The organism is Paenibacillus peoriae, from assembly GCF_022531965.1.
GTDB classification, from domain to species: domain Bacteria; phylum Bacillota; class Bacilli; order Paenibacillales; family Paenibacillaceae; genus Paenibacillus; species Paenibacillus polymyxa_D.
The window spans coordinates 5,444,949-5,465,142 of sequence record NZ_CP092831.1 but is presented as its reverse complement, the minus strand read 5'-3'; the positions used below and the strand labels follow the sequence as shown (position 1 = coordinate 5,465,142).

Below are 20,194 nucleotides of genomic sequence, written 5' to 3'. Positions count from 1 at the left end.
AGTTGTAGTATCGTGGGGAATAAAGCAAAAGGCCTCGTTTCTATATTTCGGTAAAAAGTAGGCGTGAGTGAATACCAATCGACCATTAAACGATTCTTCTGTCCCTTACGTTTCGTTTATCTACGTGGTACAGTGAAAGGACTATGACCGGAACGGGTGATCGTATGAAGGAACCAATTCACATATCGGTGCGTCCACTTGTGGAATATGTGCATCGGAGCGGCAGCATTCATAGCGGCTTTCGATCGAATAGCAGTATGCTCGAAGGAACTCGCGTGCATCAGGTTATCCAGAAAGGTTACAAGGAGCATGACCGCAAAGAGGTACATTTACGTACAGAAATTCAGTATAAGGACGAATTGTTTATCATTGAAGGCCGCTGTGACGGACTGATTGAGCTGGATGGCGTATGGACGGTCGATGAAATTAAATCGATCTCTTTGCCTCTCGAAGATATTCAGGGTGACGGTCAACCCGTACACTGGGCGCAAGCATTTCTGTATGCCTATATGATTGCTCGTGAGGAACAACATCATTCCATGCAGGTCCAGCTTACTTATGTGCAGGCACACAGTGAAGACATTCGCCGATTTAGGCGCGAGCTATCCTTTACTGAGATGGAAGCTTTCGCGCAGGAGATGATTGCTGGTTATGCACCGTATGCATTCCTGCTGAGAGCACATGCGGAAAAGCGGGATGCCAGCATTGCTATGTTGAATTTTCCCTTTGACACGTATCGTTCGGGTCAGCGAACGCTCGCGGGTTCGGTGTACAAGACGATTGCCGAAGGGGTTAACCTGTTTGCCAAAGCGCCTACGGGTATCGGTAAAACGGTATCCACTTTGTTTCCCGCGATCAAGGCGATCGGTGAGGGGCAGGTTAGGCGAGTATATTATGTAACGGCTCGTACCACCACTCGGGCAGCAGCCGAAGAAGCTTATGCCAGAATGCAGGCCCAAGGGCTGCACATGCATGTGGTGACTTTGACTGCGAAGGATAAAATTTGCTTTAAGGATGAAAATGATTGTGACGCTGGATCATGCAGCATGTGCGAGGGCTATTACGACCGGATCAACGGTGCGGTATCCGATATTTTGGCGAATGAGACGTTAATGACTCGATCGGTGATTGAGCATTATGCGCGCAAGCATAAGGTATGTCCCTTTGAATTTTCGCTGGATGTGGCGTATGCCTCGGATGGTATAATCAGTGATTATAATTATGTTTTTGATCCACGGATTTCTTTGAAAAGATTACTGGAGGAGCACAAGCGAAAAGGTGTTGTACTGGTGGATGAGGCGCATAATCTGGTAGAACGCGGCCGGGACATGTTTTCGGCGGAAATTTTGAAATCTTCTTTTTTGGAACTGAAACGAGAATTTAAGTTGCTAAGCTCGGAGATTGCTGCGGCTGCGAGTGCAGTGAACGCACATATGATTACGCTGCGCAAGCAATATGCAGACACAGGAAAAGCAGTGGAGACAGTAGCGCCGCAAGAGGTGCTGGAGCTGCTGGTGCCCTTTGTGGAAGCTGCTGAACGTGAACTGGTAACGGGGAGTAGTACAAGTCGCGCAAGCAGTGAAAGTACGGCCTACGCATTGCTTCTGGATACGTATTTTACCGCTCAGAATATGCTGCGAATTGCTGCTTTATATGATGAACGGTACGTTACTTATGTGGAAGCGGGACGCAGTGAAGTGAGGGTCAAGCTGTTCTGCCTCGATCCTTCTCACTTGTTGGGACAAGCTATTAAGGGCTACCGCTCGGCCATTTATTTTTCCGCAACGTTGACACCGCTTGCTTATTACCGGGACATGCTCGGAGCAAACGAGGAAGATTATACGTTACAGGTTCCTTCGCCTTTCCATCAGGAGCAATGGGATGTACGTCTGTTGCCGCTCTCCATCCGTTATCGGGATCGTGAGCGCTCCAAAGGGGCGATTGCGGATATGCTGGCTGCATTGGTTGTAGAACGGAAGGGGAATATCCTTGTATTTTTCCCGTCCTATCCATACCTGCGTGAGGTATATGAGGAGTTCATGCTTCGGGACGTGTCCGCAAATACATTGGTACAAAGTCCAGGGATGACCGAGCCAGAGCGGGATCGATTCCTAGAGGCCTTCCAGCCTGGGCAAGAGCGCACCCTGCTTGGCTTTGCCGTACTAGGTGGTGTGTTTGCTGAAGGTGTTGATTTACCTGGGGATCGCTTAAATGGGGTAGTAGTCGTCGGTGTCGGCTTGCCGCAAATTGGAGCAGAGCGGGATGTGCTGCGGGATTACTTTTCGGAACAGGGACGGAATGGTTTCAACTATGCGTATGTATATCCAGGGATGAACAAGGTTCTTCAGGCAGGTGGCAGGCTTATCCGCACAGAGCACGACGAAGGATTGTTGGTCCTGGTAGATGATCGTTTTGCCAAGGAACCGTATGCTTCTTTGCTGCCAGATGAATGGAAAAGCTACCGTCTGACGGAACAAGCGGGATTAAGGAAGGAATGGATAGACTATGAACTTTAATTTTCATAATGACTCCATACGCGGGGTGCTGCGTAGCTTTGGACATGAGGATGCCGAAGTAGATAATATAGAGACTTTTGTGACATTTGCGCGCTTGGCTAACGGTATTTTCAGAGAAATGGATACAGATTTGACCAAGTTGGGGGCTTCTCAGGGTCGGATTATCGTGCTTAGCCTGTTGCATTGCCACTCGCCGCATCGCATGACACCGTCAGAGTTAGCGGAAAAAGCGGATGTCACGCGTGGAACCATGACGGGGTTGATCGACGGATTAGAGCGAGATGGAATGATAGAACGCGTGGCCCACGAGAGTGACGGACGGATGGTGACTGTCGGATTAAAAGAGGCAGGAAGAGAACTGTTAAGCAAGATAGTGCCTTATTATACGAAGTTGATCCGGTCGTGTATGTCTGAGTTTACGCCACAGGATCACCAGATGATGAAGGGTTTGCTGGGGAAAATGAAAGGCGGTTTTGAGCGGTCCTTGCCGAAATGCTGAATTCCTGATATAGGAATAAGGAATAGGAGAGAGAACATGTTCTTTTATACAGATGAGGTCTATGAAGACCGTGATTTTGGATCAATGGATGCCAGAGAAGGCGAGTGGAAAAATTGCGAGTTTACCCGATGTCGTTTTCGGGGTGTGGAGATGAATGAATCCCTCGTGGAAGGCTGTACTTTTGTGGACTGTGATTTTACCGGAGCCATTCTGAATGCATCTCACTACAAGGAGTCGGCTTTTACCAATTGTTTGTTCACCAGCGCCAATCTGTTTGTAGTCCGGTTTGATAACTGCAAGCTGGTAGGTTCAGATTTTGCGGGGGCGAATATGGATGGTATCACAATTACGGGCGGAGATTGGTCTTATACGAATTTGCGTCATGCAGATTTAAGAAAACAAGATTTGCGAAAAATACGATTCAAGGAAGCCGACTTATCCGAATGCAATTTGGAAAAAGCAGATTTACGAGAGGCGGATCTTAGCCGGGTAAGACTGCACAAAGCCCATCTTCAAGGAACAGACCTGCGCGGTGCGAAGATGGATGGTGTGAATTTTAAAGATCTGGACATCACCGGAGCCAAGTTGGATATCGAGCAGGCAGTAGCGGTGGCCCGCTCCTATGGAGCCAAGGTAGAAGGCTAAAAAGCACGGGATACCGAAGCTGGTTTTGATCTGGAGTACCCCGTACGGATGAAATGGATGGCTGACTCGAATGTGAAGGACTTAATCTTTAGGGGATGCCGGCAGTAGTGGAATTGCTGCTTCCGGGTTCTGGTTTGGCAAATGATCAATTCCCACAGGCTCTAGAGGCTGCTGTGGAACCGTCCAGTTGCGCGCGATATCTGCGGCAGTTCGCTGTTCCAGCAAGCGTTTGGCTACTTCATAACATTGATCGACATGCCGATTGCCAATGGTTCGCATAGCAGTAAAGCCAATTGCCGCGGCTAGCCCTTGCCCCAGAAGGGGAACAAACTTGCTAACCTGCTTGGTAGCGATCCGAATGCCCATCTTTTGCAAAATCTGCACGATGGCTTCACGGGTAATGAGTCGCCCAATCAGCTTGCTGCCAATCGAAGTGATAAAACCATACACCATGGATTTGGTTTCTGCGTCCAGACCTTCCAGCTGCTTCTCAGATAATCCGAATTTTCCATTAATGGCTGGAAGTAGCTGCATCAAAATGCCAACATCAGCAAGAACGTCAGCCCCTGGAACTGGAACTAATACCGCTCCACCAGAAGCCGCAGCCCTTTTTGTCACCATGGACTTACACTCTCTACGGATCTGCTCCAACTCTTCTATTGTTCGGGCTGTCATATGCATCTCTCCTTCATACGTTTCCGATTAGGACCCATGATTCTACCCTGTTATTACACACATTTCTACCTTTCTTAAGCATGGCGCAAGCAAAAAATCCCTGATGCACGTACTATCGCACATTTACTCCTGTGAAGCGATCAGGCATAATGAAGGGTGGTTGCCGATAAGAACAAGCCTGTTTACGGGGATAAAGGAAGGAAGAGACAGATGAGTCAGACAAACGTTTATTTTAATCATGATGGTGGAGTGGATGATCTAGTATCCCTTTTTATGCTGCTTCAGATGGAGCAGGTTCATTTGACCGGAGTATCGGTGATTCCAGCAGATGGTTACCTGGAGCCTGCGACAGATGCCAGCCGTAAAATTATTGATCGTTTTGGACAAAATAAAGGGCCTGTGGAAGTCGCAAAGTCTAATTCACGCGGTAAAAATCCGTTTCCTGCCGCTTGGCGTTTACATTCCTTCTATGTGGATGCATTACCCGTACTGAATGAATCGGGGCGTATGGAAGCACCGCTTTCATCCCTGCCAGCTCATCAGCATCTGATCGAAAAGGTACGCGGAGCTGAAGGTAAGACGCTGTTGCTATTCACTGGACCGCTAACCGATCTGGCGCGAGCGCTGGATGAAGCACCGGATATTGAAGCAAAGATTGAAAAGCTGGTATGGATGGGCGGCACCTTTGAAAAAGGGAATGTGGAAGAGCCGGAGCATGACGGCACAGCAGAGTGGAATGTATTCTGGGACCCAGAAGCGGCATATCGGGTGTGGCAAAGCGGCATCACGATTGATCTGGTAGCGCTGGAGAGCACAAGCAAAGTACCATTAACTCCAGCAGTACGCAATCGTTGGGCTGCCGAGCGCCGATATGAGGGCGTGGATTTCCTAGGCAACTGCTACGCGGGATGTCCGCCGCTCGTCTATAGCGAAACGAACTCAACCTACTACTTGTGGGATGTACTGACCACTGCATCCGTAGGACGCCCGGACATTGTCAAGAAAAAGACGGTGCATTGCAGCGTGATCGCAGAAGGGCCAAGTCAGGGCAGAACGGTGGAACAGGCGGATGGACGTCCTGTGAATCTGGTGTATGATACAGACCCGGAAGCCTTCTTTACGTATATGGCGGATTTGGCCAAGCTGGCTGCTCCCAAACGTTACTAAGTCTGGCAATGTACAGACGTGCGGCATAGGGCGATAATACTGCCTAGTGAGACGTACCCATAACATAAAGCCCGTGAACGTTATGCGTCACGGGCTTCTATTACATGATATACCATATCATCACTAGCTAATTTCAGTTTTAGGCTGACTCCTGGTATGTTTTCAGGGTGAATTGGAGCGTTATCTCCGTCCCGCTACCAGGTTCACTCCTCCCTGTCATCTTACCCTTCATTCGTTTTAATAGATGTTTGGTAATCTGCCAACCCAAGCCTGGATTACCATATGAGGGGGAGTACCCACGGTCATGTTCAAGCCACAATTTCAATTTATTCGGAGATATACCGATTCCAGTATCCTTAACCTTTAATTCCAGTTCAACCTCAGGTGCATCGGTCACAGATCGGGTGTTTGCAGATAAAGTGACGGTTCCTGTGTTTGTAAACTTCACTGCATTATCTACCAAATTAATCAACATACGGCGAATTTTAGCCTCATCCCCGATAAAAATAGGCGAGCTGGTGAGATTCCAGTCAAGCTTCAACTCTAGATTCCGCTGTGCGGCTACCTCTGTATACAGACTCAATACATTTTCCATCATCGTTCTCAGATCAAACGGATCTTCAATATCATCGATCTGCCTGGACTCTATATTGCTGTAATCCAAAATATTACTCAACAACGTCATAAGCGAGCGACTGCTCGACTCCATGATGCTCATATATTGCTGTTGTTCCTCTGTTAACTCTGTCGTCAGCATGAGGTCGGTGGCTCCCCATATTTCGGTTAGCGAAAACCGAATTTTATTACTCAGGGAAGAGATCAAATCCAGCTTGCTCAGGGCAGAGATCTCAGCATCTATCTTTTCTTTCTCCAGTTCCACCACATAACCCAGAAATACAGCCATAGCCTGTAGGGCCTTCAGTTCGGATTCTGTCAAATGTACAGATGGTGCGTCCAAGATACAAATGGTTCCGTAAGCCTGACCATTTTTCATGCGAATAGGGATTCCTGTAAATGAGTGGTTTCCGATAGTTTTAGTCACATCTAAGTCGCATGTGTGCGGGTGAATAGTCGTTTCTGAAATCGTGAGGTGATCCGCAGGATGATCCAACACCAGACTGCAATAGCTAAGCTCAAAAGGGAGCACATCCCCTTTCTTAACGAGTATCTCTTCCCGGTTAAATGAATCAACGATTACATTCGTAATCCCATCATTAGCGGTAATAAAAATGGTGTTTACATGTAAAATATCACTCAACACATCAATGACGTGCGCGGTAGCCTCTTGAATACTATTATAAAAACCTGTAGGTGAAGTAGTCATGTATCTCCAATCCTGATGCAAAGTGGTGGTTATCCAAAAACTTTAGCAGTTTGTGTATCCCATTCTCGATCCTCTGAATGTGCTTTTGGAGCGTATTGTTAATTATACATGATTATTTCATTATAAACCGATCTTTCTACTTCCATTTACCTATTCGCTTGCGCAAACCTTCATTTTTTAGGTCTAATGCTAGCCTTTCTGGGAAGGTTTTTGTTTGTATTATTACACATTCACGAAAATATATGATTATTTTCATTCTATTTTCATAAATTCATATGTAATCTCATGATATGAAAATTGTGTAATAAAATAGGAGGATAGAACCAGTAATATCATGTAAATATTCTATATAATAGGTTCAGAGGTGGAATTATGAATAGACAAGAAGCCCTAGAACACTTCCTTAAGACCTATGCAGAAGATGTATTGAACCAGAAATTACATCAGGCAGCGTCTTTGTATGAACAAAGAAAAGATGAGCTCATCTCTTCTTTTATTCAATCCTTTCAATCGATCTGCCTGCAAGCCCATTCTTCAGAAGTGGCCAAGACAAGGATCGGATACATTACTTATTCTATGAGGCGCACGTATCTGGTGGATCGCAACTATAACTATGTCGTCGAAGCCTATGATAAAAATTGGTTCTTTGATCCTCAACCTTGTTATGGAATCTATGATGCAGGCTGGGCATTCAGCTTTTTAGCAGAATTGGAGGATGAATTGAATCAGCTTCGAAAACCTTATATGAACAAGATTTTTCAGCCTGATGTGGAGCGATTTGTACTCCAGGCTGCAGGGGAATTTCATCAATATATTCTGAAATTAGCGAAAGATGCTATTCAGCAGGTTGTACATTTACCTGAATTCAAGGCCTTGAAATGTGAGGACGATTTGGAAGTAAGAATAGGGGAGTATAAAGGAATCAGTGAGGTGGTGTATTCAAGAGCTTATGGAGTACTACATGATTCAACAGGATAATCGTATTACGGAGTATATGTATCCAGTAGGGACGAATCGCCGGCAGTTATTGGAATGGGCAGAAAGCTCATCATGTGCCGATGAAGAATCTATTTTACAATTTTATGTATCAGGTGATGCGGACTATATTGATTTTATAGAGCATCCGTTACCCATCGTTTCGGAACAACTAAAGGAAATCTTTGATATATATCAAGCCGGATTAAGCTGGAAGTTAGTTGTTTTTGCCCATATGCAGCGAATGCAGCAAACAAGGTATTGGCTGGCAAATCCGCCTAGCCTGATGTGTTTATCACCACGCAGTGAATATCATAGGGACGGTACACTGAAGAAAATCATTTTAGATGAATATGCAGTCGAGAATCATAAAATATTCAGGGTTCAGGGTGCCAATCATCATATCATTGTAGACCTCGATGTGGCTGAATGTATTTTGAAGTTCAATCAGGCAGGCTTGAAATTACAAAAGGTCGATACAGAGGGGCCATCTATACAAAGGAGAGTCTAAGAATGAGTGAGAGCTATGTAGTGGATGGGGCACAGATACATTGCAGCTATGGAAGTCATACAGGAAGATTTAGTGTTTCAGCTAACAGGGGAATTAGTATTGGTGACAAACTACAAGGGAATATTCAGGATTTTCATCCGCAGACGCATATCCCTTCTTTCGGAATGTGTCGTAGTATGCATAATCCTGCAGTCTCTTCTGCTAACAAAGGAAATTCCGGGAAAATCATTCCGCAGTCCTGCAAACCGAGCGTTTCTATGCCTTGGTTGAATGGAAAAAAGGATGTATACGTAGATCAATCTCCGGCTCTGATGAGCTGCTCCACGAACTTATGCATGTGGTGTGGAAAAATCTCGTTCACCACAGACGGGCAGGAATAGTTAACAGATTGTAGGATTTGCATCACATGAAAAGCAACCGGGGGGAGTAAGATGGGACTGGCAGGAACTGTGCTGACTTATGGAAATATTAAAGTAAATGCACCGTATGAGATTATCAGGCTGCTTGATTTTGAATTGACACAGAAGATAAATGAGCACGGCAAGGTGTACATTACTGCTCTCATACCGGATGAGGACCATGCGAAGTATGACGGTTTAGCACATGATGAGGATGTGCTAGAGGTATATGAGATGGATGAAGACCGAGGGACAGTTAGCATCTTTAAAGGAATCGTCACCAATATTAGAATTGCATTCAAAAATGGCGTATATCACATGTACATCGAGGCTGCCTCTTTTACATATCTGATGGATCAACAAAGGAAAAACCGTTCGTTTCAAAACGGCAAATTGACATATTATCAACTATTCCGCGAACTCATAGATGCCTATCCACATGGGGATTTTATTGACCTGACGGACAGCAATCAAAAGTTAGATGGCTTTACTATTCAGTATGGGGAGAGTGACTGGGAGTTTCTGAAAAGAATGGCTTCTCATCTACAAACTGGACTGATTGCCGAGATTACGTCCGTGTTCCCGAGACTATGGTTAGGTGCCTCAAAAGAACAGGTGAAAGGTGAACTGCGCAGCATTAACTTTTCCCTCCAAAAAACAAAGTCAGGCCCCCGGTATACATATGCTGAAGTGGAGGATACGAAGCGTTTTGAACTTGGAGATGTCGTCGTGTTTCGACGAAAGCATTGGGTTATTGATCAAATTCATGCAGAGATGAAGCAAGGTATTATGACATATGACTATGTTCTCGTTCCTGAAGAGGGTATTCCGAGGGGGGGTCATACATAATCAGTTTATTAAAGGTACCTCTATTGAAGGGAAAGTTATTGATTTAAATAGTGAAAACGAATCCGTTAAACTTCATCTGTCCGTGGATTCCATGCAGTCCAAAGTTGAAGGGTGCTGGTTTTCTTACCCCACTATGTATACCGGAGATGGGATCGGTTGGCATTGCATGCCTGAGCTGGGGGATCATGTCCATTTGTATTTTCCATCTAACAAAGAAAAGGAAGCTCGTGTAGTTCAATCCCTGCGTAAGAGAGACTACAAAGGAGATGAAATCAGTCAACCGTCAAGAAAGCTATTTCATACCAAAACACAAAAAGTGGCGAGATTCGATGATAAGGAATTAGCCCTCTCCACCCAGAAAGACAAGATACTGGTACGCTTAAATCCTGCATCCGGTATTCACGTGTACAGTCATCACGATCTTACCTTTCACGCCGATACAGACCTAGTGCTGCATGGCAAAAAGGTACAGATGACCGCTACTCGCGAAATATCTCTGACGTGCAAAACTAGCTATATCCGAACCGATGGAGCACTTCATATCAAGGCTAGTAAGTTCATGAAAAATCAGGTACCTGATGCCGAACTGAAAGCTTATAAATCCCTGATTCAAGAATTGAAGGGAAAAGGGTATCCGCAATGGGTGCAGAATTTGCTGCTTCAATTTAAAACGGACTACTACAAAGCCGTGGCAGCCGGGGACAAAAAGGGGGCCAAGGAAGCAGCGGCCAAGGCCAAGCAATTGCGTCAGCAGGTGGCAGAAATAGATCGTATGCCTGCCTGGGCCAGAGCGCAAATGCATGAATACACGTCCCAGTGGTGGGAAGCGCATGGAGCCAACGACAAAGCCAAGCAAAAGCAGATGCATCTTCTCGCGAACCAACTGCGTGACAACGTGCTAATCAACGAGCTGATTCGTGGTCATTCAGCCAAATCCTATCTGGATGCGAATCGGCTGGAGGAGCTGTCCGGACAATACGCAGATGCGGCCCATAAGCTGACCATCGCCGATCAAAGGGCTATTGCTAAGGAAGCGGCTGCCCTGCGTAGTAAGTATGGCGTGAACAGCCTGCTTGCCAGAGATAATTTGAACAAGCTTGCCAAGAAGTATCCAGACAGCTTCTCGTACAAGCTACCAACTACAGGCGATTGGGATAAGGAGCTCAACGCCGCTTTGCATGATTTTGCGAAAAAATACGGCCTGGAAAATAAGGGATATGGTCGTGATGTGCTCGCAGTGTACCTGCATCAAGTAGCCAATGGCATTCTTCCATGGCCTAAGGTTAATAAGGCTGCAACGCCAACAGTTCCAGCAACGACAACAACGAAAACGGAACCGGGCAAGAAGCCGCCGACTACTCCTGAAAAGCCAACGCAGGAGGAACCAAAGCCTACTCCATCCAACAGTTCTGCCGAGGAAAAAAGGAAAGCAATTGTAGAATTCGCTAAGAAGTTTTTAGGCAAGATTCCTTACTGTATGGATACTAAAATTACAACGATGAAGCTGGACCCCAACAATCCACCTATTTATATGGACTGTTCTGATTTTAGTTCCTCGGTGTACTTTACCATATTAAATGTGCGTATAGGCGGTACTACAAGCGATCAAATCCATCGGGGAACAGAGGTTGACTACAAAGCTTTACGATCCAGTGGGGATTATAAAAATTTGAAGTTAGGTGATTTAATCTTATTTGATTGGGGGAGTGGGGGGAAAACCAAATTCAAAGTAGATCATGTAGGAATATATGTGGGAGATGGAAAGTTCATTCACGAGCATGGTAATGCACAAACTCTTGCTGAAATGAAAAAGGACCTCAAGCCATCTCATAATGTAACAATAGATAAATTAAACACAAATTGGGGAAAAGGTTATGGTCTTATATATTCAAACGTTATCGCAATTAGACGTATTATACAAGATGATGGCTCAATAATTAACAAATAAGAAAATAAGAAAATAAGAAAATAAGAAAATAAGTAGTAGCTTAAAACATCATAATAATATTTGATTCCAAGGTATTCTCAGGAGAAAATAGTGCTGCCCCGTTTAGCTAGGTAGGCTTTATTGAGAACGGAAGAGGGAGTGGTAAGAAAGTGAATTTTATAAAAATCATATTGATTGTTACTTTTGTAGCCATTATATCGGCATGTAGTGGGTTTAAAGGAGAGGAAGCTTTCTCGTCTCCTCACCCCCAAGAAATATCATCACACAGGGTCACACAAGATAATAGAAATGTTACTGAAAAAGAAGCACGGTGGCTTTTAAATGGAGAAGAAGACCCATATCCGACTCAATTTTTGACCAATTTAGATGATCCTACAGGGAAGACCTATATACGAATCGATGACTTGGTAGATGCGATGCAAACTAAAGAAGAGCGAATAAAATATCGCGGCTCCCAAGTAACTGTCAGTAGAGTATCAAATGATGGAAGTCGAATGGCGATCGTAAGGACAATCTCTGATGTGGAAGAAGGGGGCGAAAAACACATTCTTGAGGTATATGATCTGAACTCAGGAAAAAAAGAGTCCGAGTTTGAACTGCCTTCAACGTCTTACCCTGTAGTCTCTCCTGATTTAAGTAAATATCTTTATGAGTTGAATGGGCAAGTGTATTTATATGATGCAGTAAAGAGGAAAATGACAAAAATAGACATTGGGAAACGTAAAATAGATTTAGGTATCATTAGTTCAGGATTATTTTCTCCAGATGGCACTAGATTCTGTTTTGAGGAAAATGACCAACCAGGCATCATTATGCTGAATCTGTCCGGTATTAGTGGAGTAAAACGTTTACTTACAGGGTCTATGGTTTCGCTTTTGCAATGGGATCAAGAAGATAAATTAATTTATACAATTTCTGAAGAGGACGACAATTACACAAAAGATGTCTATTCATTTGATATAGAGAGCGGAGAAAAAAGGTGGATAACTAAAAGTACGGCACCATTTATACTATCCCCTGATCAAAAATTGGCGCTGTCCGCAGAATACGAAGCATCAAAAATGTATCTGGTTCATCTGAGCGATGGAAGAAAGGAGGATATATCCTCTTTTACTAAAAACCAAGGAATACGCACGGCTCCAATACAGTGGATCGAAGCAAAAACCAATTATATGAAGTATAGCAACAAGGTTAAAGTGAAAAGAATTACTGCCTCTTCTACGCTACCTGATCAGGGTATTCGTTCTTTTAATGTGGACAATTTAACGGATGGAAATTATTCAACCTCTTGGTGTGAAGGAACCAAGGGGGGCGGAGTAGGGGAAACGGTAACTATAGATTTGGGTTCAACTCAAGAGGTGAGAGGTATAGATATAACCGATAACTTCATGTGGGTTAATAATAAGTATTTAGACGTAAGTAAAATCAAAAAAATGAAACTTGATTTTTCGAATGGGCAATCTGAAGTGTTTGAGGGCAGTGGGGCACGTTTCAAATTTGATGAACCTATACGGACTTCTTTCGTTAAGATTACCATCCTGGAAGTGAAAAAAGGCGCGGACTTCCCAAATACATGTATAGGTGAGCTGAAGTTATTGTGATGAACAGTAGAAAACGGAAAAAAACTGCAGTATGGATAAGTAAAATTACGTTATTGGTCATGATCTTTTCCATGCTATGCGGGTGTATACAATCGAATGAGGGGCAAAAAGTAGGACAGGAGCGGAATGAAACTTATGCTTCTGTCTCTCAGTCCAAGAAACCTCCTCCAACAAAAAGGGCTGTAAATTGGTTGCTCTTTGAAGCGGAAAATGAAAACATGCCTGTGGACTATCTCGTTGATATGGATGATCCTACAGGCAATACGTTTATTGATACAACTGATATTATTGATCGGTTGTACGCAAGTGAGAAAGAGGATTTCCCTAGAAGTGAGCTGGAAATAATGCGATTTTCTAGTGACGGCAAGACTATAGCACTGAGCAGATATACACATATGATAGATTACAGTGCCATTTTTATTTATGACTTATCCACATATAAAAAGTTGTATGAATTTAATATACCTGATAGGGAATACGTCGTAATATCACCGGATTTAAGTAAATGTGTGTACACCAATAATGGAGATTTTTTTCAATACAATATTCAGGGACGAGTCACTCAAAAACTATCTATTTCCAACTATACTGGTTCGGAAGAACCTATTGGATATAGTGTGTTTTCTCCTGATAGTTCAAAATTATGTATTGAAGATAATGGTACTCTATATATTTTTGATCTGATGGCGAATAAAGAGGTTCAAAGAATCACAGTGACCAAGGCAATGCAGGTTTATCAGTGGCTTTATAATAATAAGATAGTTTACCGTTCCTATGATGACGAAAAGTGGTACATGTTGAATTTAGATGACGGAAAGAAGAGGATGTTGGCAGAATTCTCTGAGAACCCTGTTTTAACTTTAGATAACCACAGGGTTGCTTATTTGAACTCGAAGGGTGAAATGCAACAACGAGACATCCCAACAGGTCTGCCTATAAAATACTCCAATGTATTCCATAGGATAGGCTATAACGTGTCCCCTACACAATGGATACAAACTACAACGGATTTGATGAAATATCGGAAAAGCATTCCGGCACAGAAAATTGTTGCTTCATCTACACTTCCAGATCAGGCAGGGAACTCCTATGCTGCCCGTAACATCATGGATGGAGATGCGAGCACAGCCTGGTGCGAAGGGGTTAAGGGAGACGGGATCGGGGAGTGGATCAAAATTGATTTCGGCTCTATGCAAGAACTTAAGGGGTTTGAGCTTATTAATGGTTTAGCTAAGTCATCCAAAGCTTTCCAAGCAAATAATAGAGTTAAACGAATGAAACTAGAGTTTTCAAACGGGCAGACCATGATGATAGATAATGATTTTATAAGCAACGAATTTCTTGATAACCCCATTCATACCTCTTTCGTGAAAATAATGATTGAGGCCGTAGAGCGAGGAAGCAAATATAACGATACCTGTATGTCAGAGATACGATTCTTTTAGTATTCGTTAAAAAGGAGAAGACATATGAAATGGAAAGAGCCAACGTTTGGTGCAACCCCTATGTTGAGGGCTTTAACAACTGCTAATGCACACAGGAAAGCACAGGCATTTGATCTTGCAGCAGAACAGAAAAAACAAAAACTAAATTACCCAGACTGGGCCCAGACCTGGATGCGTAAATACAAAGAAGATTGGTATATTGCTCAAGTCAATGGTGACGAGGTAGGTATGCGTAAAGCGCAAAAACTGGCAGAAGGACTTCGAAGCAAATTACGCGAAATGGCCACATTCCCCAAGTGGGCTCAAGAGCAAATGCAAAAAGAAACCGTTGGTTGGATGACTGCGGAGGCAAGTGGAGATATCAGGGAAAAGCTGGCTGCCGAGAAGGCGGGACGAGCTATACGCGAGAAGCTAGGTCTGATTGATACGAGTACTAAAGCACCACCAGAAGTACCCGTTACCACCGAATCGAAAGATGAACCTATAAAAACGAACGTAAAGACTCCGGCTGGAAAATGGATACCTGCTGAATTTCAATATAACGGTAGTTCTGAAGCTGAAAAAACATTCAAAAGACGCTCATTAAATTTCACCAAAATGAAATGGAATCAGGAAAAGTTGCATGGTTTATGGGAAGCTACAAAGAAGATACAAGAAACATATGATATTCAGATTGATCCCCGTTTTTTGTTAGCAATTATTGTTCAAGAAGGAACTGGAAGTTTTAACACTAGTAGTACAAATAGGGCGGCTGATGGTGAGCATGGTGCTGAAACTAATTATGCCAAAGATTTGATGAAAGCCAATAGCCTGATATTCGGGAAAATATTAGGATATATATATTATGGTCAGGAATTTAGGCAAGCAGTAGTAAAAAACAATAAATTGAGTGGTATTACAGGCAAAGGAGATGTTTTCCAATACTGTAATTGGTTCACGCCGATTCTTAGAATGAAATCTAAGCGAGTTGAATGTGGCATATACGCTAGCGATAACCGTTGGGGTGAGAGTGTGCGGAAAATATACAATACCTTTAGTGGGAATGAAGCTTCTAACTATGAACAATATTTGTTGAGTCTTGATAAAAGTGTAACTCAGAAAATTGCTGCATCCGAAGGTATTAAGCTTCCTAATTTTAAATTTAAACCTACCCAAAATGGTAACGATAGCAGAAAAAATGATACGAATGAGTGGAGTATCGTCGGTGAAAGATAAATCACAATTCGAAATGAGGAAAAGAAGTGTACAAACCAAGTTACGGTTATTGCATTATAATGCTTATAATGATTTTTGGAGTAACTGCGTGCGGTTCTACAAGTATCAATAATTATAAAAGTGAGAAAACAGTTAGCGTCAAAGACGAGAGCACATGGAACTATCGAAGTGAAAAAGTCGAAAAAGCCCAGAATATTGCTTCTGCCGATCCGGAGTCCCTTCAGGACGACGACTTTGAGGTCTCATATCGATCACATAAGATTGATAAGAATACGGATATTAAAGAACTTATCCATAAGTGGGGTTACAGTGAAGGATTTGAAGCTAACAATAGAGGATATAATAGTGGGAATGGAACATATAGAAGATGGAGTCTGTCCTATCCTAACTATGAGGAGCCAGAAATAAGATTTGTAGTTTTATCTAAGATTGAACTTGAAGGGGAGGAACTGGTGGATGGTGAAAGCTATTTAGTAGCCGTGAGTTTGGAGAATCCCAAGTTTAATACAAAAAGAGGCTTGAAGATCGGTGATACCCTTGGCAAAGTACTACAGCTCTATGGCAAACCGAGTATTGTAACAAATGGGAGTCTGCTTTATTCCAAGAATGGCTTACATTTGAGGATTCAGTGGGATACTGAAACGGAAAAAGTAAATAATATCTTCATAGAATATAATATGGAGAAATCCATAGAACAGCAACGTAGTGCTGATTATGTAGAAGAGGATGCTCAGCCCGACCCTGATCTAGAACCATATACTATTCAAAGGGAACAATCATTTACCACCACTCTTAATGGATGGGGAGAAGTAAAGTTTATATCCACTTTAAAAGATGAGGATACGAATGATCTGATTCAAGCAAAGTTTTTTTTGGAAGTTAACAGTGACAAAAATGTGGAAAACAAGATCCTGTACGAATTCCCCGAATTTTATGGTAACAAAGGTAGAATGATCGACAGGATCAAAGCAGTAAGTTTTAAGGACTTGAATCAGGATGGACGTACAGATATTGTTATTATTGCTGATTATATCACCGGAGTTAATGCACACGGAATAGAGACTCTACCTGTCGCGGGAATTTACTTTCAGAAAAAGGACAAAACGTACACTACCCTGCCTGAGTTGGATAAGAGTATCAATCAAACTGGACATAACCGAACACTTCAAAATGTCATTCAATACGTAAGCAAACAACGTATAAACGTTCAATGAACAATGTGAAAAGGGAGTTTTTTGAAATCAACTTTATAAAACAAAATAAAATACTATTTTTAATATTGTTATTTAGTCTGCTATTGAATGGATGTTCTGAACAACCTACGAATGAGAAGCAGCAAGCAGTTGAACCCATCAAACCTAGCACTCAAATGATAGAGAAAAAAGCTGTGACTGAACCAGAGTCTGCTGCTCAAAAACGAGATCGGAATAGCAATATTGTGAATCCGATTAATAAACGAAATGAAAATTACGCCATAGATTCTAACACATTAGATCAGTTTATAAAGAAAATCCAGCCCCCAAATGAGCAGCTTCAGAAGATATTAAAAGAAGATTTAGACCATGATGGAAAGCCGGAATATGTACTTGCTTTTGGATTAGAAAAAGAGGAGATTTACAACATATTTGTAGTCCGGGAGGATGATGGTTATCACATCATTGAAAAACTAGAGGACCCGGTTATAGTTGTGCATCTAAATACAGATGTGAAAATCATGAAGCTGGATCAAACAGACCAAAAATTTATCGTTGTATACTCTATAGGCGACGGAGGGGCTTATTCAGAGGGATTCTCCATATACACCTTGAAAAATAATCATATCAAGAGTATAAATTCTGATTTTCCTAATGCTACTGGACAAGGAATTCGAACGTTAAAAGATACCGACCATGATGGTGTATTTGAAAGTGTCGATTATTACGAGTTTAGTGACACTCAGGAGCATACCATCGTGGTCTATCAAAAATATGATGGAACAGGACCTGAAAAAAAGGAGGTTTTGTATAAAAATAAAAGTACACAGTTTGTATATCCAAGCGATCCTAAGGCTGTGATATTGAACTACTTGGAAGTTGATTATCTTATGAAGTGGTTTGATTTACCTTTTCCTGAAATGGACCAGCTCACCGATCCGGCAGCAAGGCAAACGTATGATTTTGAGGATGCCATCGATTTATCCGGTTTAGCATATTTATCTTACCCGGTGTTAGAACTGAGTATTAATGAGGTTAGTAGCGATGATAACCGAAAAATATTTTTGGTAAAAGATGATTCATTAGAAGAAAGAGCGAAAAAGGAAATTACGTTTACGTTAGAAAAACAGTCAGATAAATGGAAGATTATGGGTATAGAGATGAACGATAAATCGTAGAAAGCGTGATATCCAGCATGAATTACTTGAAGTACGGGCAAGCTTCTTGCGTCCTATTACTACTCATTTCCTGTGTAGCGCTGAATGGATGCATGAAGGAACAAAATTCTCCAGCAACTAAAACAAATCATGCGCTTTCTCTCCAAAATGAAGATAAAACGATTTCCTATTCGAAAAAGCTGGACACGTTAGTGAAAAAACTTCATATAGTCAACGATGAAAATAAGGATTCTGATACCAGACAAAACAAGCTTGAGGAGTTCACACAGGAACTTAATTCGTTGTTAAATGAGCCTGGAAGTGTAGAGATGAAGGATGAAGAATTAGTAGAAAAGTTCGATAATAATCTCACTATCTTAACAAAATCGTTTCCGTTAAAAAGCGGGCAGCTAAACGTTAGGGTTATGAATTATAGAGCACCTAAAACGGTGACAGGTACGATCGGAGATAAATACACATTTATTCAGTGGTGGAGTACTAAGCAACTTGTACACGCCCAGATGCTTGAGGATGGCGGGCCAGAATTGACTACAGACTTTGTGGTCCGAGATTCAGACAAGGGAATACAGCTGTTGTTAGGGGGATATGTTTCAATATATCATCCAGATCCCGTATTTGTTGCGTTGTGGGAATTCTCCGGGGAAAAATGGACACAGAAAGAAATAGTAACAGATAAGATAAAGCTTCCGGATGCGTGGGAATTGAACGAGGATATAGATGAGCTTATTTTAGAGAATCGACAACATGATAGCATGAGTATCGAGGTTTTAGACCACGGCGATGGTTTCTTCATAAACAGTGATGATTCTGAACAAAACCTTATCATTGAGTTCTCCAAAAGTGGAGAAGTCCGTATTGATTCCGAATATAGCACTGCCTTGAATACTCATAGTGAACGGCAAAGCTTTGAACTCATTCAAGAGGAATATTCAAAAAATGGGATCGTGATTAAATACCCTCAAATTATAAAACTCAAGGATATTGCAAAGCAGAAATCTTTAAACAAAATTCTTAAGGCCGATGCTTTAGAAGGATTACAAAACTATGCGGATTCCAATGCTGGAGTCCATGTCGAAATTGATTATGAGATCAAACGAGAAAATGAACGATTCTTGAGTGTTCAATATACGGGTATTCATTATGTGAAGGACGCAGCCTATCCTACTCATATGTTTTATACGACGAACCTGGATATGAAGCAGGCTTCAAGAATAAGGTTGAGGGATCTGGTAAAGGTCGAGAAACCTTTTATTGAGCTTATAAAAAGCGGGAAGATTACAGCTGTTCAGCCGGAGCAACAAGGATTAATTGGTGATTTCACAAAAGATGATTTGATTCAATTGTTAACAAATGCGGATGTAACCAAAGGTTCGCTTGCGGAAGTAGAAATGGAATCGTTTAGTTATTTCACAAATGATTCATTGGGGATGAGTGTACCTATGGCACATGTGGTAGGGGACCATGCGGAGTATGAAATTCGTTTTGCACAAATTCCAGAGAATATTAGGCAAAATGAGGAACTATGGAGTGAGTTAAGTTCCGTTGAGGATCAGTCTGTTTCCACAGTTGGCGGTGAAAAGTTGAATACCGACCAATATGAAATTGAAGAGTCGCAGTCTTTTCAAACTACTTTCGAAGGCTTTGGGAAAGTGCGGTTTGTATCCACATATGGGTATCCGGAAGGTTTTCGTAAATTCTTTTTCTTCCTATTGGATGACCAAGGACATATTCTGTATCCATTCCCCGATTTCTACGGGAACCGTGAGTGGGTTGCACGTTACGGAGGAGTAGAAGCAGTGGCCTTCAAGGATGTGAATAAGGATGGATTAAAGGATGTTATCATCATTGCCGATGTTGACAACGGGATTCATGGGCCTGGTAGAGTTGACCAATTCCCTATAGCGGACATTTATTTTCAGAAAAAAAATAAAACCTTTACCACGCTCCCTGCATTAGATCAGGCTCTCAACGATCAGGGGCATAATCAAACCATTAAAGGTGTCATTCAATACGTAAGCAAACAACGGATAAACGTAAACTAACCGACAAAAGGGA

The 20,194-nt window shown here is 42.4% G+C and carries 15 protein-coding genes and 1 pseudogene; 14 read left to right on the top strand and 2 right to left on the bottom strand.

Annotated features, from left to right (window positions below):
- Nucleotides 1–143 precede the first annotated feature (143 nt).
- The 3 genes from MLD56_RS24225 to MLD56_RS24215 are packed head-to-tail and all read left to right on the top strand — an operon-like array spanning nucleotide 144 to nucleotide 3,660.
- Entirely contained in the window at nucleotides 144–2,516 is a 2,373-nt protein-coding gene (locus tag MLD56_RS24225; protein ID WP_049817037.1) for an ATP-dependent DNA helicase, read from the top strand.
- Complete coding sequence (locus MLD56_RS24220; RefSeq protein ID WP_029518649.1) at nucleotides 2,506–3,015, top strand: MarR family winged helix-turn-helix transcriptional regulator; 510 nt, start codon at nucleotides 2,506–2,508, stop codon at nucleotides 3,013–3,015. Before MLD56_RS24225 ends, MLD56_RS24220 begins: the two co-directional genes overlap by 11 nt.
- A gap of 36 nt (nucleotides 3,016–3,051) precedes the next feature.
- A complete protein-coding gene (locus MLD56_RS24215) occupies nucleotides 3,052–3,660 on the top strand; it encodes a pentapeptide repeat-containing protein (protein ID WP_029518648.1) in 609 nt (202 codons plus the stop codon).
- An 81-nt stretch (nucleotides 3,661–3,741) separates the two neighbouring features.
- On the opposite strand, the gene MLD56_RS24210 is transcribed toward MLD56_RS24215, so the two are convergent.
- Complete coding sequence (locus MLD56_RS24210) at nucleotides 3,742–4,335, bottom strand: hypothetical protein (RefSeq protein ID WP_029518647.1); 594 nt, start codon at nucleotides 4,333–4,335, stop codon at nucleotides 3,742–3,744.
- A gap of 210 nt (nucleotides 4,336–4,545) precedes the next feature.
- On the opposite strand from MLD56_RS24210, the gene MLD56_RS24205 reads away from it, so the two are divergent.
- Nucleotides 4,546–5,502 carry a nucleoside hydrolase gene (locus MLD56_RS24205; protein WP_013312477.1) on the top strand — a complete coding sequence of 319 codons (957 nt, stop codon included), beginning with the start codon at nucleotides 4,546–4,548 and terminating at the stop codon, nucleotides 5,500–5,502.
- A gap of 139 nt (nucleotides 5,503–5,641) precedes the next feature.
- Here MLD56_RS24205 and MLD56_RS24200 read toward each other — a convergent pair whose 3' ends face one another.
- Nucleotides 5,642–6,826 (bottom strand): GAF domain-containing sensor histidine kinase, encoded by a 1,185-nt coding sequence (locus MLD56_RS24200; RefSeq protein WP_029518646.1) that lies wholly within the window; start codon nucleotides 6,824–6,826, stop codon nucleotides 5,642–5,644.
- A 372-nt stretch (nucleotides 6,827–7,198) separates the two neighbouring features.
- On the opposite strand from MLD56_RS24200, the gene MLD56_RS24195 reads away from it, so the two are divergent.
- The 10 genes and pseudogenes from MLD56_RS24195 (at nucleotide 7,199) to MLD56_RS24145 (ending at nucleotide 20,181) form a co-directional block, all read left to right on the top strand.
- A complete protein-coding gene (locus MLD56_RS24195) occupies nucleotides 7,199–7,804 on the top strand; it encodes a hypothetical protein (RefSeq protein ID WP_029518645.1) in 606 nt (201 codons plus the stop codon).
- Nucleotides 7,788–8,312: a hypothetical protein gene (locus MLD56_RS24190; protein WP_029518644.1), complete on the top strand. Its 525-nt coding sequence runs from the start codon at nucleotides 7,788–7,790 to the stop codon at nucleotides 8,310–8,312. The genes MLD56_RS24195 and MLD56_RS24190 overlap by 17 nt, the downstream gene beginning before the upstream one ends.
- 2 nt (nucleotides 8,313–8,314) lie before the next feature.
- Nucleotides 8,315–8,692: a DUF4280 domain-containing protein gene (locus tag MLD56_RS24185; RefSeq protein ID WP_029518643.1), complete on the top strand. Its 378-nt coding sequence runs from the start codon at nucleotides 8,315–8,317 to the stop codon at nucleotides 8,690–8,692.
- A 51-nt stretch (nucleotides 8,693–8,743) separates the two neighbouring features.
- Nucleotides 8,744–11,507, top strand: a pseudogene (locus tag MLD56_RS24175) (NlpC/P60 family protein).
- Between the two features lie 149 nt (nucleotides 11,508–11,656).
- Nucleotides 11,657–13,108: an NADase-type glycan-binding domain-containing protein gene (locus MLD56_RS24170; RefSeq protein ID WP_029518642.1), complete on the top strand. Its 1,452-nt coding sequence runs from the start codon at nucleotides 11,657–11,659 to the stop codon at nucleotides 13,106–13,108.
- On the top strand, nucleotides 13,108–14,553 hold the full coding sequence (locus MLD56_RS24165) for an NADase-type glycan-binding domain-containing protein (protein WP_241113441.1): 1,446 nt from the start codon (nucleotides 13,108–13,110) through the stop codon (nucleotides 14,551–14,553). Before MLD56_RS24170 ends, MLD56_RS24165 begins: the two co-directional genes overlap by 1 nt.
- Nucleotides 14,554–14,577: 24 nt before the next feature.
- The gene (locus MLD56_RS24160) at nucleotides 14,578–15,768 is read left to right on the top strand and encodes a hypothetical protein (RefSeq protein WP_029518640.1); all 1,191 of its coding nucleotides are present in this window, start codon (nucleotides 14,578–14,580) and stop codon (nucleotides 15,766–15,768) included.
- 26 nt (nucleotides 15,769–15,794) lie between these two features.
- Nucleotides 15,795–16,982, top strand: a complete 1,188-nt coding sequence (locus MLD56_RS24155) for a hypothetical protein (RefSeq protein WP_029518639.1) — start codon at nucleotides 15,795–15,797, stop codon at nucleotides 16,980–16,982.
- Nucleotides 16,979–18,139, top strand: coding sequence for a hypothetical protein (locus tag MLD56_RS24150; RefSeq protein ID WP_029518638.1), 1,161 nt, complete (start codon nucleotides 16,979–16,981; stop codon nucleotides 18,137–18,139). The genes MLD56_RS24155 and MLD56_RS24150 overlap by 4 nt, the downstream gene beginning before the upstream one ends.
- A 17-nt stretch (nucleotides 18,140–18,156) precedes the next feature.
- A complete protein-coding gene (locus tag MLD56_RS24145; protein WP_029518637.1) occupies nucleotides 18,157–20,181 on the top strand; it encodes a polysaccharide deacetylase family protein in 2,025 nt (674 codons plus the stop codon).
- The last annotated feature ends 13 nt before the right edge of the window (nucleotides 20,182–20,194 follow it).

What these genes read in the sequence shown, in the direction of transcription:
- MLD56_RS24225 (WP_049817037.1), top strand. Translation starts at nt 144, where the DNA reads ATGACCGGAACGGGTGATCGTATGAAGGAACCAATTCACATATCGGTG.
- MLD56_RS24220 (WP_029518649.1), top strand. Translation starts at nt 2,506, where the DNA reads ATGAACTTTAATTTTCATAATGACTCCATACGCGGGGTGCTGCGTAGC.
- MLD56_RS24215 (WP_029518648.1), top strand. Translation starts at nt 3,052, where the DNA reads ATGTTCTTTTATACAGATGAGGTCTATGAAGACCGTGATTTTGGATCA.
- MLD56_RS24210 (WP_029518647.1), bottom strand. Translation starts at nt 4,335, where the DNA reads ATGACAGCCCGAACAATAGAAGAGTTGGAGCAGATCCGTAGAGAGTGT.
- MLD56_RS24205 (WP_013312477.1), top strand. Translation starts at nt 4,546, where the DNA reads ATGAGTCAGACAAACGTTTATTTTAATCATGATGGTGGAGTGGATGAT.
- MLD56_RS24200 (WP_029518646.1), bottom strand. Translation starts at nt 6,826, where the DNA reads ATGACTACTTCACCTACAGGTTTTTATAATAGTATTCAAGAGGCTACC.
- MLD56_RS24195 (WP_029518645.1), top strand. Translation starts at nt 7,199, where the DNA reads ATGAATAGACAAGAAGCCCTAGAACACTTCCTTAAGACCTATGCAGAA.
- MLD56_RS24190 (WP_029518644.1), top strand. Translation starts at nt 7,788, where the DNA reads ATGATTCAACAGGATAATCGTATTACGGAGTATATGTATCCAGTAGGG.
- MLD56_RS24185 (WP_029518643.1), top strand. Translation starts at nt 8,315, where the DNA reads ATGAGTGAGAGCTATGTAGTGGATGGGGCACAGATACATTGCAGCTAT.
- MLD56_RS24165 (WP_241113441.1), top strand. Translation starts at nt 13,108, where the DNA reads ATGAACAGTAGAAAACGGAAAAAAACTGCAGTATGGATAAGTAAAATT.
- MLD56_RS24160 (WP_029518640.1), top strand. Translation starts at nt 14,578, where the DNA reads ATGAAATGGAAAGAGCCAACGTTTGGTGCAACCCCTATGTTGAGGGCT.
- MLD56_RS24150 (WP_029518638.1), top strand. Translation starts at nt 16,979, where the DNA reads ATGAACAATGTGAAAAGGGAGTTTTTTGAAATCAACTTTATAAAACAA.
- MLD56_RS24145 (WP_029518637.1), top strand. Translation starts at nt 18,157, where the DNA reads ATGAATTACTTGAAGTACGGGCAAGCTTCTTGCGTCCTATTACTACTC.